The organism is Plantibacter lichenum, assembly GCF_050587525.1.
In the GTDB taxonomy this organism is placed as follows: Bacteria; Actinomycetota; Actinomycetes; order Actinomycetales; family Microbacteriaceae; genus Plantibacter.
The window spans coordinates 88,806-105,058 of record NZ_JBOBFT010000003.1; the positions used below are offsets into that span (position 1 = coordinate 88,806).

A 16,253-nucleotide genomic window follows, 5' to 3' on the forward strand; every position below is an offset into this window, starting at 1 on the left:
CCCCTCCCGGGCGGATCGTGCCCGGGAGGGGTCTCGGTGGTGCTCGGGTTGGTACCCGGGTACTACAGGTGTTGCGTGAGGCTGCGCCCGTGATTACTCGGCGTCCTTCGCCTGAGCCTTCAGCGCGCGGTCGACGCCGGCGAGGCTCTCGACGACCATCCGACGGAGTGCGGGCACTTCGTTGTTGGCGTCGAGCCAGGCCTGCGTCTGGTCGCGGAGCGCGGGCGACGCGAGCGCGGCCGGGTAGAAGCCCTCGACGATGTACTCGGCGATCTTGTAGCTGCGGTTCTCCCACACCGTGGCGAGCGACGCGAAGTACGGCTCGACGAGGTCCTGCAGGAGAGCCGGGTCCGAGACGCGCTGGAAGCCGAGTCCGACGTTGCGCACGATCGCGTTCGGCTGATCGTCCTTGTCCACGACCGAGGCGAACGCGGCGCGCTTGCCCTCCGCCGTGGGGATCGTCGCGCGTGCGCGTGCGGCCGCCTGCTGACCGTTGGCCGTGTTGTCGGCCGCGAGCGCCGCATCGACGTCGTCCGAACCGGCCAGGCCGAGCAGAACGAGGCCCTCGAGGAGTTCCCAGCGCAGGTCGGTGTCGATCGTGAGGCCGTCGAGCGCGATGCTGCCGTCGCGCAGTCCTTGTAGCGCCGTGCCGTGCTCTGGCGTTGACGCGAGGGCCGCGAAGAACTTGACGAACTGGAACTGCGCGTCCGTGCCGGCCTCGGCCGCCTGGGCGAGTGCCCAGAGGCTGTCGCCGACGCGTTCGATGGTCGCCTGACGGACGCTTGGGGCCACGTAGCTGCGTGCAGCGAGGCCGAGCTGGCCGAGCGTGGTGCGGAGCGTCGTCGACTCCGTCTCCGTGGCGATGTTGCCGAGGACGAGGTCGACGTAGGCCGACGCCTTGGTCTCGGCGTCGCGCGTGGCGTCCCAGGCCGCACCCCAGACGAGCGAGCGGGCCAGCGGGTCCTCGATCGACGCGAGGTGTTCGATCGCCGTGGCGAGTGAACGCTCGTCGAGACGGATCTTCGCGTAGGCGAGGTCGTCGTCGTTCAGGAGGACGAGGTCGGGCTGCACGAGCCCCACGAGCTCCTGGACGTCGGTGCTGGCTCCGTCGACGTCGAGTTCGACGCGATGGCTGCGCACGAGCTTGCCGTCCGTGAGCGAGTAGAAGCCGATCGCGAGGCGGTGCGGGCGGAGCGTGGGGTAGTCGGCCTCCACCGTCTGCGTGACGGAGAAGGACGTGATGACGCCCTGGTCGTCGGTCGTGATCTCCGGCGTGAGCGTGCCGACGCCGGCCGTCTCGAGCCACAGCTTCGACCACTCGCGGAGGTCGCGGCCGCTCGTGGCCTCGAGCTCGACGAGGAGGTCGGAGAGTTCCGTGTTCCCGAACTCGTGCTTCTTGAAGTAGTTGCCAACGCCCGTGAAGAACGCCTCGATGCCGACCCATGCCGCGAGCTGCTTGAGGACCGAGCCGCCCTTCGCATAGGTGATGCCGTCGAAGTTGACCTGGACGTCCTCGAGGTCGTTGATCGTGGCGACGACGGGGTGGGTGGAGGGCAGCTGGTCCTGGCGGTACGCCCAGGTCTTCTCCATCGCGTTGAAGGTGGTCCACGCCTCGGTCCACTCGGTGGCCTCAGCGGTCGCGATCGTCGAGGCCCACTCGGCGAACGACTCGTTCAGCCACAGGTCGTTCCACCACTTCATGGTGACGAGGTCGCCGAACCACATGTGGGCGAGCTCGTGGAGGATCGTGACGACGCGGCGTTCCTTGATGGCGTCGGTGACCTTGGAGCGGAAGACGTAGGCCTCGGTGAAGGTGACCGCACCGGCGTTCTCCATCGCGCCGGCGTTGAACTCCGGCACGAAGAGCTGGTCGTACTTCGCGAACGGGTACGGGTAGTCGAACTTCTCCTCGTAGTACGCGAAGCCCTGACGGGTCTTCTCGAAGATGTAGTCGGCGTCGAGGTACTCGGTGAGGCTCTTGCGGGTGAAGATGCCGAGCGGGACGACGCGGCCATCGCTCGAGGTGAGCTCGCTGCGTACGACGTCGTACGGGCCGGCGACGAGCGCGGTGATGTACGAGGAGATGCGCGGGGTGGGCTCGAAGGTCCAGGTGGCCGCGCCGTCGGACGCCGGGACGGGCTCCGGCGTGGGGGAGTTGGAGACGACCTGCCACGAAGCCGGAGCGGTGACCGTGAAGGCGAAGGTGGCCTTGAGGTCGGGCTGCTCGAACACGGCGAACACCCGGCGCGAGTCCGGGACCTCGAACTGGCTGTAGAGGTAGACCTCGCCGTCGACGGGGTCGACGAAGCGGTGGAGGCCCTCGCCCGTGTTCATGTAGACCGCGTCGGCGTCGACGACGAGCTCGTTGTGCTCGGCGAGGTCGTCGAGCTGGATGCGGATGCCGTCGCTCACGACGGCCGTGTCGAGTTCGACGCCGTTGAGGGTGACGGAGTGCACGGTGCGCGTGATCGCGTCGATGAAGGTGGACGATCCCGGCTTGGCGGCGAAGCGCACCGTCGTGGTGCTGCGGAACGTCTCAGCCCCCGTCGTCAGGTCGAGCACGACCTCGTAGTGGGCGGTGTCCACGAGCGCTTTGCGCTCCTGGGCTTCGACGCGGGTGAGGTTCTCTCCTGGCACTGCTGCTCCCTTTGACTGGACGCGGATGGACGTGCGGACGGGTGCTTGTGGCGACCCCGGCACAATCGTCAAGCCTAGCCGAGGGGTCCGGGCCGTGGGAGGAGCCGACGCTGCTGTGGAGTGCCTGCGACTGCGGTGTGGGACGGGGGAGCGGAGCGCCGGATCGCCCGTAGGCTGAAGGAATGGCTACTCCTACGCGCGTCGAGTTCTGGTTCGATCCCTCCTGCCCCTGGGCTTGGATGACCTCCAGGTGGGTGGACGAAGTCGCGAAGCACCGCGACCTCGACGTCACCTGGAACATCATGAGCCTCGCCGTCCTCAACGAGGACACCGACGTGCCCGATGAGTACCGAGCCTTCTTCCCGCGCGCCCTCCGCTACACGCGACTCGTGGCGGCGGCGAAGGACCTCCACGGCCAGGAGGTCGTGAAGCCCCTCTACGACGCGCTCGGCAGGCGGATCCACCCCGGTGACCGCACCGACGTCGACGCGGTCATCGCCGAGGCGCTCGCCGAGGTCGGCCTGCCCGCGGAGCTCGGCGCCCTCTCGGAGTCCGAGGACCACGACCAGACGATGCGCGACAGCCACTTCGACGGCATCAACCGCGTCGGCCAGGACGTCGGCACACCCGTCATCGCGGTCGACGGCGTCGCATTCTTCGGTCCCGTCATCTCACCGGCACCCAAGGGCGAGCAAGCGCTCGCGCTCTGGGACGGCGTCGTCGCCGCTGCCAACTACCCGGGCTTCTTCGAGCTGAAGCGCAGCCGCACCGTTGGGCCGATCTTCGACTGAACAGGCGTGCCCGATGTGGATGCGCGGAGCCCTGATCCCACTCAATAGGATGGGATCCATGCGCATCCACATCGCCACCGACCACGCCGGACTCGACCTCAGTCAGCACCTGCAGGAACACCTGCGCGGCGCCGGCCACGAGGTCGTCGACCACGGTCCGACGAGCTATGACGCGCTCGACGACTACCCCGCGTTCTGCATCAACGCCGCCAAGGCCGTCGTCCGCGACCAGCAGGCCGGAGTGGAAGCCCTCGGCGTCGTCTTCGGCGGCTCCGGCAACGGTGAGCAGATCGCCGCCAACAAGGTGACGGGCGCGCGTGCGGCGCTCGTCTGGAACCTCAGCACCGCGGAACTCGCCCGTCAGCACAACGACGCCAACGTGATCTCGATCGGCGCCCGTCAGCACACGATCGAGGAGGCCGTCTCCTTCATCGACGCATTCATCGCCGAGCCGTTCAGCCTCGAGGAACGCCACGTGCGCCGCATCGCCCAGCTCGCCGAGTACGAGGCGACGGGCACGATCGCGGGCAAGGGCGTCGACGAGGGCTGATTGCTCACGAGGGCTGATCGCCCGAGCGAGTGTCGGATGTCAGCAATGTTTCGTGTAGATCAAAAGTTCAATACGTTCTGAAAGTTCTGTTCTTTTCACTAGAACTCGACTAGCTTCTTCCTTACAGTGGCCTCAACGTTGAGCCGGCACCACAGAGTGGGCTCAGGTCAAGGACGGCCGTGGGTCCACCCCTCGGCCACAGAGGAGAAGCAATGAAGCAACCTGGGATCGCGCTGCTCGCCGCCGCGTCAGCTCTCGTTCTCGCCCTCACGGGCTGCTCCGCCAGCTCCACCGGCGAGCGCGCCTCCGGGAACGGGACGCTCGTGTTCGCCACCGGTGAGCCGGATCACCTCACCCCCGGCCGTCAGACGGTCGCGTTCGACCAGGTGCGGAGCATCTTCGCCCCCCTCGTCGCGCTCGACGACAAGAACGACGTCACCTACGTCCAGGCGAAGTCCGTCACCTCCGACGACGCGCAGCACTGGACCATCACCCTCCGCGACGGCTGGACGTTCCAGAACGGCGAGCCCGTGACCGCCAAGAGCTACGTCGACGCCTGGAACCACACCGCGTACGGCCCCAACGCCTGGGAGAACAGCGGTCAGCTCGCCGGCATCCAGGGCTACGGCGACCTCAACCCCGCCGAGGGCGGAACGCCGACCGCCGAGACCATGAGCGGCCTCGCCGTCGTCGACGACCTCACCTTCACCGTCGCGCTCACCGCCCCGGACAGCCAGTTCCCGCTGCAGCTCGGCCCTGGCCAGACCGCGTTCTACCCGATGCCGGAGAGCGCCTACACGGACCTCGACGCGTACGACCGGAAACCGGTCGGCAACGGTCCGTTCGAAATGACCTCCGCATGGAAGGACAACCAGGAGTTCACGGTCGAGGCGTACAAGGACTACGCGGGGGCGGCCCCCAAGGTGCACGCCGTCACCTTCCGCTCCTACACCGATCAGGCGACGGGCTACACCGACGTCCTGGCCGGCAACGCGGACATCATCATGCTGCCCACGAACAAGATGACGAGCGCGAGCGCCGACTTCGGTGACCGCCTCCACTCGATCCAGGCGCCCGGCGTCGACTTCATCGGCTTCCCGCCGGCCGACGCGCGCTACCAGAACCCGGACGTGCGGAAGGCGATCTCGATGGCGATCCACCGCGACGCCGTCAACAAGGCGATCTACGGCGGGCTCTACCAGCCGGCCACCGCGCTGACCGCGCCCAGCATGGCAGGAACGCCAGAGGACGCCTGCGGCGACTCGTGCACCTTCGACCCCACAGCGGCGAAGACACTGCTCGCGAAGGCGGGCGGCTTCTCCGGATCGATGGAGCTCGTCTTCCCCGGTGGGATCGGGCTCGACAGCCTGTACGAGGCGTACGCGAACCAGATCCGACAGAACCTCGGGATCGCGGACGTGACCGCCAAGCCGAGCACGGACTGGGCCGAGTACTACGACAGCCTCGTCGCCGGTACCGTCCAGGGACCGCACTTCGGCCACTGGGGAGCGCTCTACGCGAGCCAGCAGAACACCCTCCGCGCGCTCTTCACCCCGACGGGCAACTGCCAGATCTGCACCGGCTACAGCAACCCCGCCGTCGACGCGCTCCTCCACCAGGCCGACGCGGCGGCGACGCTCGACGACTCCTACGCGCTGTACGCCGAAGCGCAGAAGGTCATCCTCGCCGACTTCCCGACCGTCCCGACGTTCTCGAACACGTACTCCTACGTGACGAGCGACCGAGTGAAGGACCTCCCCGCGGTCTCCGGCACGGTCATCATCCCGGAGGTGGCGCTGCAGGGCTGACGCCCGTGCTCGTCGACACCGCCGCACCCGTCATCGACACGCAGGACCGCCTGCGGGGCTAGGAACATCGTGACCTTCAGCACCACCTCAACACCCCGCACGGACGTCGGCTCGCCGGAGGACATCCTCCGGCGGGCGGGCGCCGTGCCGCACCTGGACGGCTTCCCACCCGTCGACGAGCTGTCGGCGCGAATGCGAGCCATCGCCGATGCGCATCCCGCCCTCGTCACCAGACGTGACATCGCGACGAGCCGACTCGGCGAGGCGATCGAGTGCTTCACGATCGGTCGCGGCGCCAACACCCATCTCATCGTGGGAGGGGTGCACCCGAACGAACCCATCGGATCCTGGACGGCGATCCACCTCCTCGAGACGCTCGTCGACGATGCCGCGCTCCTCGACGCGCTCGACGCGACCTGGCACATCGTGCCGTGCATCGATCCGGACGGCGCCAGGCTCAACGAGGCGTGGTACCCCGATCCGGCCGATCGCAACTTCTACGGGCGACACTTCTATCGTCCGGCGCCGAACGAGCAGATCGAGTGGTCCTTCCCCACCTCCTACAAGCTCGTGCACTTCGACCAGGTGCTCCCGGAGACCGCTGGGCTCATGCGGCTCATCGACGAGCTGGAACCCGACCTCTACGTCAGCCTCCACAACGGCGAGATGGGCGGCGTCTACTACTACCTCTCCCGCCCGGTCCCCGCGCTCACCGAGCTGCTGCACGCCATCCCCGCATCGCTCGGTCTGCCGCTCGACGGCGGTGAGCCGGAATCCCCGCACCTCGAACGGTTCGCGGAGGCGATCTTCGGCACGGGGACGATCGCCGAGACCTACGACTACTACGAGGGGCTCGGCGTCGATCCGACGACCGTGGTCGCCGGATCGTCGTCGAGCGAGTACGCGCACCGGCACGGTACCCTCTCGCTCATCGCGGAGCTGCCGTACTGGTCGCATCCGGACGCGAACGACCAGGCGCCGAGCCAGGAGACCTACGGCCACCTCATGGCCCGCACGGCCGATGCGATGGGGGAGACGGGGGTCGTCCTGACCGGTCTGCTCGAGCGGGCCACCCCGCATCTCACGCTCACCACACCGTTCCGGACCGCTTCGGAAGCGTTCGTGCCGATCTTCGCCGGGCTCCGCGAGTCGATGGGGCTCCGCGCCTCGCTGCCGGAATCCGCGCGGTCCGCGACGATCGCCGAGGTCTTCAGCTGCGAGGACCTCGTGCACTGCTTCCGGCTGCGCTACGGCGGGATGCTCCTTCGAGCCTTCGAAGCCGAGACGGCCGCGGGGACGGCCCCAGCAGAGCTCCGGCGGATCACCGAGGAGCTCCTCGGCCAGTACGAGGGGTGGCAGGCGGAGCCGAACCCGGGAGCCGCAGCATCGGTCATCCCCGTCGCGTCCCTCGTCGGGGTCCAGTACGGCGCCGTCCTCGCCGCAGCCGCCGTCCTCGTGCGCCGGCCCGGAACGGAAGCCGCCGGATGAGGTTCGCGGCGAGGTTCGCCGCACGGTTCGGCGGCCTCATCGTCGTCTTCGTGGGCGTCACCCTCATCATCTACCTCATGGTGTTCGCGTTGCCGGGAGATCCCGTGCGCGCGCTCGGCGGCGATCGGCCGTTGTCACCCACCGCCATCGAGGTCATCCGCGAACGCTTCCATCTGGACGAGCCGGTGCTCCAGCAGTACCTCCGGTACCTCGGCGGGCTCTTCCAGGGCGACTTCGGGGTGAATTTCTCGGGCCGGCCGGTCGCCGAGCAGATGGCGGCGCGCTGGCCCGTCACGATCACGCTCGCGCTGACGGCCTGGTGCATCGAGATCGTTGTGGGCCTCGGGCTCGGTGTGCTCGCCGCGCTCAAGCAGGGCACGATCATCGACCGCGCGATCCTCTGGTCCACGATCCTCGCGAGCGCCATCCCGGTCTTCGTCGTCGGATCGATCGCCCAGCTCGTCTTCGGGGTCAGGCTCGGCTGGTTCCCCGTGGCGGGGACCTCCGCCGGCTGGCCGACCGCCTACGTGCTGCCCGCCGCCGTCATCGCGCTGTTCGGGCTCGCCGCGGTCGCCCGGCTCATGCGCGGCAGCATCCTCGAGAACCTGAACGCGGACTTCGTGACGATGGCGCGGGCGAAAGGACTTCCGGAGTCCCGCGTCGTCGGCGTCCACGTCATGCGCAACTCGCTCATCCCGGCGTCCACCTACCTGGCGACGGATCTCGGCTACCTGTTCGGAGGGACCGTCATCATCGAAGGCATCTTCAACCTGCCCGGCATCGGGAACCTGCTCTTCCAGGCGATCCGCGCGCACGAGGGACCGACGATCGTCGGCGTCTCCACCGCGCTCATCCTCGCGTTCCTCCTGACGAGCATCGCCGTGGACTTCATCCAGGCGGCCCTCGACCCGCGGGTGCGACGTGGCTGACCGGATCGTGCAGCCGTCGCCCGGCCCTCGGCCGACGCCGCCGCAGACGACGAGTCAGCCCATCGCAGCGAGGAACCCGTGGAGGGCGGCGAGACGCAGTCCCGGGTTCATCGTGCCGGCCGTGGTCATCGTGCTCCTCATCGCCATCGCGATCGTGCCGGGCTTCTTCGCCGGGCTGTTCGGCAATGGCGATCCCCGCGCCTGCGCTCTCGACATGAGCGGTCAGGGGCCTACCGCGGGACACCTCTTCGGCTTCGACCTGCAGGGCTGCGACGTCTACGCGAACGTCATGTACGGGACGCAGGCCTCCCTCAGCGTGGGGATCCTGACGACCGTGCTCGCCGGACTCCTCGCGGTCGTCGTCGGAACGATCGCCGGCCTCTCCTCCGGTTTCCTCGACTGGGCGCTGTCCCGCACGACCGACGTCTTCCTCGGCTTCCCGTTCCTGCTCGGCGCCATCGTCGTCCTCACGAGCGTCGGACAACGGAGCGTCCTCACGGTCTCCCTCGTGCTCGCGATGTTCGGCTGGCCCATCATGGCGAGACTCGTGCGCAGCCAGGTGCGCGGCACGAAGCAACGCGACTACGTGCTCGCGGCCCGCACCATGGGCCTCGGTCGCTGGCGCGTGGTGACGAAGTACATCCTGCCCAACTCGCTCGCGCCCGTCCTCGCGATCGCCACCGTCACGGTCGGGTCGGTCATCGTTGCTGAGAGCTCCCTGACCTACCTCGGGATCGGCCTCGAAGCGCCGGCGATCTCCTGGGGTCTGCAGCTGGCGAGCGCGTCGAGTCAGTTCCAGAACAGCCCTCACCTGTTGATCTTCCCCTCGATCTTCCTCGCGGCGACGGTGCTCAGCATCATCTCGCTGGGGGACTGGCTGCGGAAGACGCTCGACCCGAGGAGAGCGCAATGACGAGGGAGACGCGAGCCTCGGCGGCCACCGCCCGGAGCTTGGATAGGCTGACGCAATCGGCGCACCGCGCGAGCGGAGAGGACGAATCGGACCACATGGCGAAGTCACAGGACCAGACGAACGACGAGCAGGACCCGACCCGATCGGAGGACACAGCCGTGTCCCGTCGGGAGGAGCAGCGCAGGCAGTTCGCCGAGGACTTCAGCCTGACCTGGGAACAGGCGGGAAGCCCCAGGATGGACGGCCGCATCCTCGGGTACCTCATGGTCATGGAGGAGCCGTTCATCTCCTCCGCCGATCTCGCAGCGGTCCTGCAGGCGAGCGCCGGATCCGTCTCGATGTCGACACGTCGGATGGTCGACGCCGGGTTCATCCGACGGCACGTCGTGCCGGGGGACCGCAGCCACTACTTCCGCGCAGATCCGGACCCGTGGGGCAGCTTCCTCGCGGGGGAGCGCCGCTACCTCAACATGGAGCGCGACGTCATCGAGGCGGCGCTCGCGGAAACGGCCGAGCACGAACTCGCGGCGCGGGCCAGACTCACGAACGCGCGGGACTACATGGTGTGGTTGGCCGCATACCACCACAAGATGCTCGACGATTGGGAAGCCTACAAAGCGGGACGTGCGACGCCGCCCGCGGAGGAGTCGTCGTGAGCGGCGCTGACGGTCCGCTCCTCGAGATCCGCGGTCTCCACGTCACGTTCGACGTTGACGGCGAGACGTCGACGGCGGTCGAGGACGCATCGATCTCCGTCGAGCGCGGCGAGGTCGTCGCGGTCGTCGGCGAATCCGGGTCAGGCAAGAGCGTGACGGCGATGAGCGTCCTCGGACTGCTCGCGAAGAATGCGACGATGTCCGGTGAGGTCCGCTTCGACGGCATCGATCTCCGGGCGCTCGCCCCCGCGGAACTGCGTGCACTGCGAGGGGGTCGGATCGCGATGATCTTCCAGGACCCCGCCGCGGCCCTCAACCCGGTGTTCACGATCGGCTTCCAGATCGCCGAGTGCGTCCGCCTGCGCACGCCGGGGCTCAGCCGCGCGGCCGTGCGGGAGCGCGTGATCGAGCTGCTCGAGCTCGTCGACATCCCTGAACCGGCCAGACGACTCGGCCAGTACCCGCATCAGCTGTCCGGCGGCCAATGCCAACGCGTCGTGATCGCGATGGGACTCGCGAGCGATCCGGAACTGCTCATCGCGGACGAACCGACGACCGCCCTCGACGTGACCGTGCAAGCGGAGATCCTCGACGTGCTCCGGCGCATCCGTGAACGCTACAACGGGAGCATCCTCGTCATCACCCACGACATGGGCGTCGTCGCCGACATCGCCGATCGTGTCGTGGTCATGCGTGACGGCCGGATCGTGGAGACCGACACCGCAGCCGCGCTGTTCGCCTCGCCGTCGGCGACGTACACGAAGGCGCTCCTCGCGGCCGTGCCGAAACTCGGTGCGCGGACCGGCGACCGCATCGCTGGTGTCCCTGCCGGCCCCGAGAACGTTCGGCCCTCGGATGCGGTGCTCGTGCTGCGCGACGTCGTCGTCGAGTACGGCTCCCGCCTGTCCGGTCGTTCCCGTGCGCTCGACGGCGTGAGTTTCGACGTGCGCGCCGGCGAGATCCTCGGCCTCGTCGGGGAGTCGGGGAGCGGCAAGACGACGGCTGCGATGACAGCGCTCGGGCTCGTGAAGCCCACGAGTGGCTCGGTGCGGATCAACGGGATCGATGCCACTCGGGCGGGTCGACGGGAACTCGCTCTGATGCGCCGCGACATCGGCGTCGTGTTCCAGAACCCCGCGACATCCCTCAACCCCCGCTACTCCGTCGCCCAGTCGGTCGGCGAGCCGCTCGCCGTCCACCGGAAGCTCCGCGGGTCGGCACTCGACGACCGCGTCGACGCCCTCCTCGCCGCCGTCGGCCTCCGGGGGGATGGCGGAACCGGTACCCGCACGAACTCTCCGGCGGTCAGCGCCAGCGCGTCGCGATCGCCAGAGCCGTCTCCTTGGAACCGGCGCTGCTCATCGCCGACGAACCCACGAGCGCCCTCGACGTCTCCGTCCAGGCGAAGGTCCTCGACGTCTTCCGGGCGCTCCAGGCGCAACTCGGCTTCGCGTGCCTCTTCGTCAGCCACGACCTCGCGGTCGTCGAGAGCCTGTGCGACCGAGTCGCGGTGATGAGCCGGGGCGAGATCGTCGAGTCCGGCAGCCGGGACACCGTGCTCGGCGCCCCCACCCACCCCTACACGCGGAAGCTCATCGCCTCGGCGCCCGTCGCCGATCCGGTGGAGCAGCGAGCGCGTCGCCTCGCCAGACTCGCGGGATGATGGGAGTGCACGCGAGCGTGCTTGCAGGAGAGAACCAGCAGAGAGAGGGCCAGCGTGCCTGAAGGACATTCCGTACATCGCATCGCCAGGCAGTTCCGCCAGAACTTCGTGGGCAAACAGGTCACCGTCTCCTCACCGCAGGGCAGATTCGCGGAAGGGGCCTCCGTCCTCGACGGACGCACCGTGACGAAGGTCATGGCCGTCGGCAAACAGATGTTCATCGAGTTCGACGAAGGGGTCTGGCTGCGCGTCCACCTCGGCTTGTACGGGGCCTGGGACTTCGCGGGGGAGATCCAGTCCGATCCGACGATCGCCTCGGCCAACGGTCGCATGGGCCAGACGAACCAGCGCGGAACGGTCCTCGACGAAGTGATCCACGACGTCGACGGCGAGAACTCCGTGCACAGCATCGGAGCGCCCCGTCGAGCGCGAGTGCGGATGTCGGAGCAGACGAAAGCGCTCGATGAGACCGATGAGACCTTCCCACCCGAGCCCGTCGGCCAGGTCCGGGTGCGCCTGCTCACCGACACCACCGTCGCGGACCTCCGCGGCCCGACGGCGTGCGAGGTCATCGACGACGCCGGCGTCCAAGCCGTCATCGACCGCCTCGGGCCGGACCCGCTGCTCGACCCGAGCGACGAAGCCGGCGAACGGTTCGTGACGCGCGCCCACAAGAAGGCGACGCCCATCGGCCTCCTCCTCATGGACCAGCAGATCGTGAGCGGCATCGGCAACGTGTACCGGGCGGAACTGCTGTTCCGGGCGAAGCTCGACCCGCACACGCCCGGCAAGAACGTGCCCGTCGACGTGCTGCGCGCGATCTGGCGGGACTGGTCGACGCTCCTCGGGATCGGCGTCCAGACCGGTCAGATGATGACGATGGACGACCTCGAACCCGATGAGTACCGCCTTGCGATGGCGAACCGCGCAGACCGCCACTGGGTCTACAAGCGCGAAGGCCTGCCGTGCCGCGTCTGTGGAACCAACATCCTCCTCGAAGAGATGGGCGCCAGGAAGCTGTACTGGTGCCCCACCTGCCAGCGCTGAGAGAGCCACGCACATGAGACAGAACCCCAGTTTCGTCCTCGGCGACGTCACCGAGCTCCGCAGACTGATCGAACGGAACCCGTGGGTGACGATCGTCAGCGGCACTGACGACGGACTCGTCGCCTCCCACTACGCCGTCGTCCTCGACCCCGACCGTGACGACCTGACGATCCTCGGCCACGTCGGACGACCCGACGAGGCGATCCATGGACTCGGCGAGCGCGAGATCATGGTCGTCGTCCAAGGACCGCACGGCTACGTGTCGCCCGGTTGGTACGACGCCGAGCCGGCCGTCCCGACGTGGAACTACGTCGCCGCGCACCTCACGGGCGTGCCGGAGATCCTCTCCGCGGAGGAGAACTACGCCGTGCTCGGGCAGCTCGTCGAACACTTCGAAGCCCGGATGCCGGAGCCGCGACTCATGGAGGGGACGCCGGCGAACGCCGAGTACGCGCAGCGCATCAGCTCGGGGACGGTCGGCTTCCGCCTCACCCCGACGAAGGTCGTCGCGAAACGGAAGCTCAGCCAGAACAAGCCGGACGAGACCGTCGAACGCATCATCCTCGAACTCGAACAGGGCGAGCACTACCGCAACGCGGAGCTCGCCGCCGAGATGCGCAGGGCACGTCGGTGACGGGGAGCCAGCAGAGCGCGCCACCGACCACCGTCCTCGCAGGCGTCCGCTTGTCCGGTCCCCGCCTCGGAGGGCGGTCGGGGGAGCATCCCGTGGACCTCGTGATCCGTGACGGTGCGATCGCCGACATCGTCGCGGCCGGTGACGCGCCCGCGGCCGACGTCCGCATCGACGCCGACGGCGGCTACGTGCTCCCGGGGCTGTGGGACCACCACGTGCACTTCACCCAGTGGGCGCAGACCTCCCGGCGCGTCGACCTGTCGTCGGCCCGATCCGCCGTCGAAGCCGCAGCCCTCGTGGCAGCGCGTGCAGAGCTCGGCGCCGGCCGGATCGAAGGCGCCCTCTTCCGCGACGGACTCTGGCCGGACGCACCGCACCGTGCCCTGCTCGACGCCGTCGCGCCGGGCCGTGAAGTCGTGCTCGTGAGCGCAGACCTCCACTGCTGCTGGCTGAACAGCGCCGCGCTCGCGGCCGTCGGCAGATCGGACCACCCCACCGGACTGCTCCGTGAAGAGGAGTCGTTCGCCGTTCTCAAACAGCTCGACAGCGTGCCAGACGCCGTCTCCGACGTCTGGGTGTCCGATGCCGCCGATGTCGCCGCATCACGTGGCGTCGTCGGCATCGTCGATCTCGAGATGCGCTGGAACGCGTCCGACTGGCTCCGCCGTGTCGGGAACGGGACGACGTCGCTCCGCGTCGAGTTCGGCATCTACACGGAACACCTCGAACGCGCGATCGCGGAGGATCTCTCGAGCGGCGTCGCGATCGCCGGGACCGACGGCCTCATCGAGGTCGGACCGTACAAGGTGATCACCGACGGTTCGCTCAACACGCGGACCGCATACTGCGACCACGCGTACCCGGGTCTCGACGGCCACCGCGACGCCCACGGCCTGCTCACCGTCGAGCCGGAACGACTCGTCGACCTCCTCCGCATCGCGACGGGCGCAGGTCTCCGGAGCGCCGTGCACGCGATCGGCGACCATGCGAACGCCCTCGCGCTCGACGCGATCGAAGCGACCGGAGCACGCGGGACGATCGAGCACGCCCAGCTCGTCCGACTCGCCGACCTCGAACGCTTCGCCAGACTCGGCGTCGCCGCGAGCGTCCAACCGGAGCACGCGATGGACGACCGCGACGTCGCCGACCGCCATTGGGCCGGCCGCACCGATCGTGCCTTCGTCCTCCGGAGCCTCGTCGACGCCGGTGTGCAGCTCCTCCTCGGCTCCGACGCGCCCGTCGCGCCCCTCGACCCCTGGGTGTCGATCGCGGCAGCGGTCGGGCGCACGAGGGACGGCCGCGAGCCGTGGCACCCCGAGCAGGCGTTGACCGTGGAGGAGGCGCTCGCCGCGTCCACCCGCGGCGCCACCGACCGGGTCGGGATCGGAGCGGTCGCGGACCTCGTCGTCGTCGGCCACGACCCCTTCACCAGCACGATCGACGAACTGCGCACGATGCCGGTGCACACGACGCTCCTCGGCGGCCGCGCAACGTACGGGGGTTAACCCCCGAATGCATCCGGGCGGTCGTCGGATGTGGCGGGAAGCGGCCTCCGGCCACGCTGGAAGCATGTCAACCGGAACGATGCCGCCGAACAACGCGCAGCCACCAACCGCCGAATCCCAGAACCCTGTCGCACAGAACCCTGTCGCACAGCCCCCTGTCGCACAGCCCCCTGTCGCACAGCCCCCTGTCGCACAGCCGACCGAATCGCTCTTCACCACAGACCAGAGGATCATGGACCCCATGCAGCCGGAGACCGTGGGCGAGGCGAGCTGGAGCCCCGCTCCCGTCGTACCGCGCCGCCGCGAGCACTACGGGTCGCTCTGGCGCGCCGTTCCCGGCGAACTCCTCTTCCTCCTGCTCACCATGCCGATCGCGATCGTGGGCATGTCCGTCGTCTCCAGCGTCTTCTTCACCGGCGTCGGACTCGCCGTCCTCGGCATCGGGATCGTCGTCATCATCGGCTCGCTCTGGGTGTCGCGGTTCTTCGCCGAGACCGAGCGAGTGCGACTCCGGACCACGGGCCTGCCCGCCATCGCCGCCCCCATGTGGGAGAAACCGAGCGCGCAGCCCGAAGGCGCGCTCATGCGCCTCCTGCGCCCACTCGCCAACGCGCGCTGGTGGCTCGCCCTCGTGCACACCTTCATCGTCAACCCCGTCGTGTCCATCACGACGTGGACGCTCACGATCGCCTGGGCCTCGGTCACGCTGAGCGGCCTCACCTACTGGTTCTGGTCCGTGTGGATTCCGGAGGGCGACACCCCGTGGCGCCTGCACGAGGTCATCTGGCGGTGGGCGATGCCCGGAACACCGTTGCCGGCCGATCCCGCGCTCGCGCAGAACCTGTTCTACGTGGTCCTCGGCTTCGTCTTCCTCGCGACGCTCCCGTTCGTCACCCGCGGACTCTCCCTCGTCCACTGGTCGATCGCCCGCGGCATGCTCGGTGCATGGCGCTCCGAGTCGCTCCGTGCGGAACTCGTCGAAGTCGAAGCATCGCGAACCGCGGCGCTCGCCGCCGAGGACACCTCGATCCGCCGGCTCGAACGCGACATCCATGACGGACCGCAGCAGCGCCTCATCCGCCTGCAGATGGACATCGCTGCCGCCGAGCGACGCATCGACACCGACCCGGAGGCCGCTCGCACGCTGCTCACGGAAGCCGGAACGCACGCCAGGGACGCGCTCGACGAACTCCGCGCCCTGTCGAAGGGGTTGGCCCCGCCGCTCCTGCAGGACCGTGGCCTCGTGCCCGCCCTCGAATCGCTCGCTGCCCGGAGCACTGTGCCGACGTCGAGTCACCTCGAATCGCTCGCGGCGCTGCAGCTGCCGTCCGAGATCGAACGCAGCACGTATTTCGTGGTCGCCGAACTCCTGACGAACGTCGCGAAGCACTCCGGTGCGAACCGGGCGTTCGTCGCCGTCTCCCCGGCGGTCGGCGGACGGAACGGCGAACCGGTCATCGTCGTGACCGTCTCCGACGACGGTCGTGGCGGGGCGGCGCCGGTGCTGGGGCACGGGCTCGCGGGGCTCGACGAACGGGTGAGGGGCCTCGCGGGCACGCTGACGGTCGACAGCCCCGTCGGCGGCCCGACGACCGTCGCCGTGACCATCCCCGTCCCCGCCCCCTGACGAAC

13 protein-coding genes and 1 pseudogene are annotated in these 16,253 nt (G+C 68.9%); 13 read left to right on the forward strand and 1 reads right to left on the reverse strand.

Annotated elements, in window-relative coordinates; genetic code table 11:
* Positions 1-93 precede the first annotated feature (93 nt).
* Positions 94-2,637 (reverse strand): aminopeptidase N, encoded by a 2,544-nt coding sequence (gene pepN, locus ACQ3HB_RS05750; protein ID WP_430918573.1) that lies wholly within the window; start codon positions 2,635-2,637, stop codon positions 94-96.
* Positions 2,638-2,819: 182 nt separating this feature from the next.
* Between pepN and ACQ3HB_RS05755 the strand changes: the two genes are divergently transcribed.
* The 13 genes and pseudogenes from ACQ3HB_RS05755 (at position 2,820) to ACQ3HB_RS05815 (ending at position 16,248) form a co-directional block, all read left to right on the forward strand.
* On the forward strand, positions 2,820-3,428 hold the full coding sequence (locus ACQ3HB_RS05755; RefSeq protein ID WP_430918574.1) for a mycothiol-dependent nitroreductase Rv2466c family protein: 609 nt from the start codon (positions 2,820-2,822) through the stop codon (positions 3,426-3,428).
* 58 nt (positions 3,429-3,486) lie between these two features.
* Positions 3,487-3,978: a ribose-5-phosphate isomerase gene (locus ACQ3HB_RS05760; protein WP_430918576.1), complete on the forward strand. Its 492-nt coding sequence runs from the start codon at positions 3,487-3,489 to the stop codon at positions 3,976-3,978.
* Between the two features lie 212 nt (positions 3,979-4,190).
* On the forward strand, positions 4,191-5,786 hold the full coding sequence (locus ACQ3HB_RS05765; RefSeq protein ID WP_430918578.1) for a peptide ABC transporter substrate-binding protein: 1,596 nt from the start codon (positions 4,191-4,193) through the stop codon (positions 5,784-5,786).
* Between the two features lie 69 nt (positions 5,787-5,855).
* Positions 5,856-7,274: a M14 family zinc carboxypeptidase gene (locus ACQ3HB_RS05770; RefSeq protein WP_430918580.1), complete on the forward strand. Its 1,419-nt coding sequence runs from the start codon at positions 5,856-5,858 to the stop codon at positions 7,272-7,274.
* Complete coding sequence (locus tag ACQ3HB_RS05775) at positions 7,271-8,203, forward strand: ABC transporter permease (protein WP_430918582.1); 933 nt, start codon at positions 7,271-7,273, stop codon at positions 8,201-8,203. Before ACQ3HB_RS05770 ends, ACQ3HB_RS05775 begins: the two co-directional genes overlap by 4 nt.
* Entirely contained in the window at positions 8,196-9,116 is a 921-nt protein-coding gene (locus tag ACQ3HB_RS05780) for an ABC transporter permease (protein ID WP_430918584.1), read from the forward strand. Before ACQ3HB_RS05775 ends, ACQ3HB_RS05780 begins: the two co-directional genes overlap by 8 nt.
* Positions 9,117-9,211: 95 nt before the next feature.
* Positions 9,212-9,772: a GbsR/MarR family transcriptional regulator gene (locus ACQ3HB_RS05785; RefSeq protein ID WP_430918586.1), complete on the forward strand. Its 561-nt coding sequence runs from the start codon at positions 9,212-9,214 to the stop codon at positions 9,770-9,772.
* A pseudogene (locus ACQ3HB_RS05790) lies at positions 9,769-10,983 on the forward strand (ATP-binding cassette domain-containing protein); the annotation flags it as partial. The gene ACQ3HB_RS05785 and the pseudogene ACQ3HB_RS05790, both read left to right, overlap by 4 nt.
* Before the next feature lie 302 nt (positions 10,984-11,285).
* The gene (locus tag ACQ3HB_RS05795; protein WP_430918588.1) at positions 11,286-11,435 is read left to right on the forward strand and encodes an ABC transporter ATP-binding protein; all 150 of its coding nucleotides are present in this window, start codon (positions 11,286-11,288) and stop codon (positions 11,433-11,435) included.
* A 54-nt stretch (positions 11,436-11,489) separates the two neighbouring features.
* Positions 11,490-12,482, forward strand: a complete 993-nt coding sequence (locus ACQ3HB_RS05800; protein ID WP_430918590.1) for an Fpg/Nei family DNA glycosylase — start codon at positions 11,490-11,492, stop codon at positions 12,480-12,482.
* A 13-nt stretch (positions 12,483-12,495) separates the two neighbouring features.
* Positions 12,496-13,116 carry an FMN-binding negative transcriptional regulator gene (locus ACQ3HB_RS05805; protein ID WP_430918592.1) on the forward strand — a complete coding sequence of 207 codons (621 nt, stop codon included), beginning with the start codon at positions 12,496-12,498 and terminating at the stop codon, positions 13,114-13,116.
* A gap of 92 nt (positions 13,117-13,208) precedes the next feature.
* Positions 13,209-14,621, forward strand: a complete 1,413-nt coding sequence (locus tag ACQ3HB_RS05810; protein WP_430918594.1) for an amidohydrolase — start codon at positions 13,209-13,211, stop codon at positions 14,619-14,621.
* A gap of 232 nt (positions 14,622-14,853) precedes the next feature.
* Positions 14,854-16,248: a sensor histidine kinase gene (locus ACQ3HB_RS05815; protein WP_430918595.1), complete on the forward strand. Its 1,395-nt coding sequence runs from the start codon at positions 14,854-14,856 to the stop codon at positions 16,246-16,248.
* Positions 16,249-16,253 lie beyond the last annotated feature (5 nt).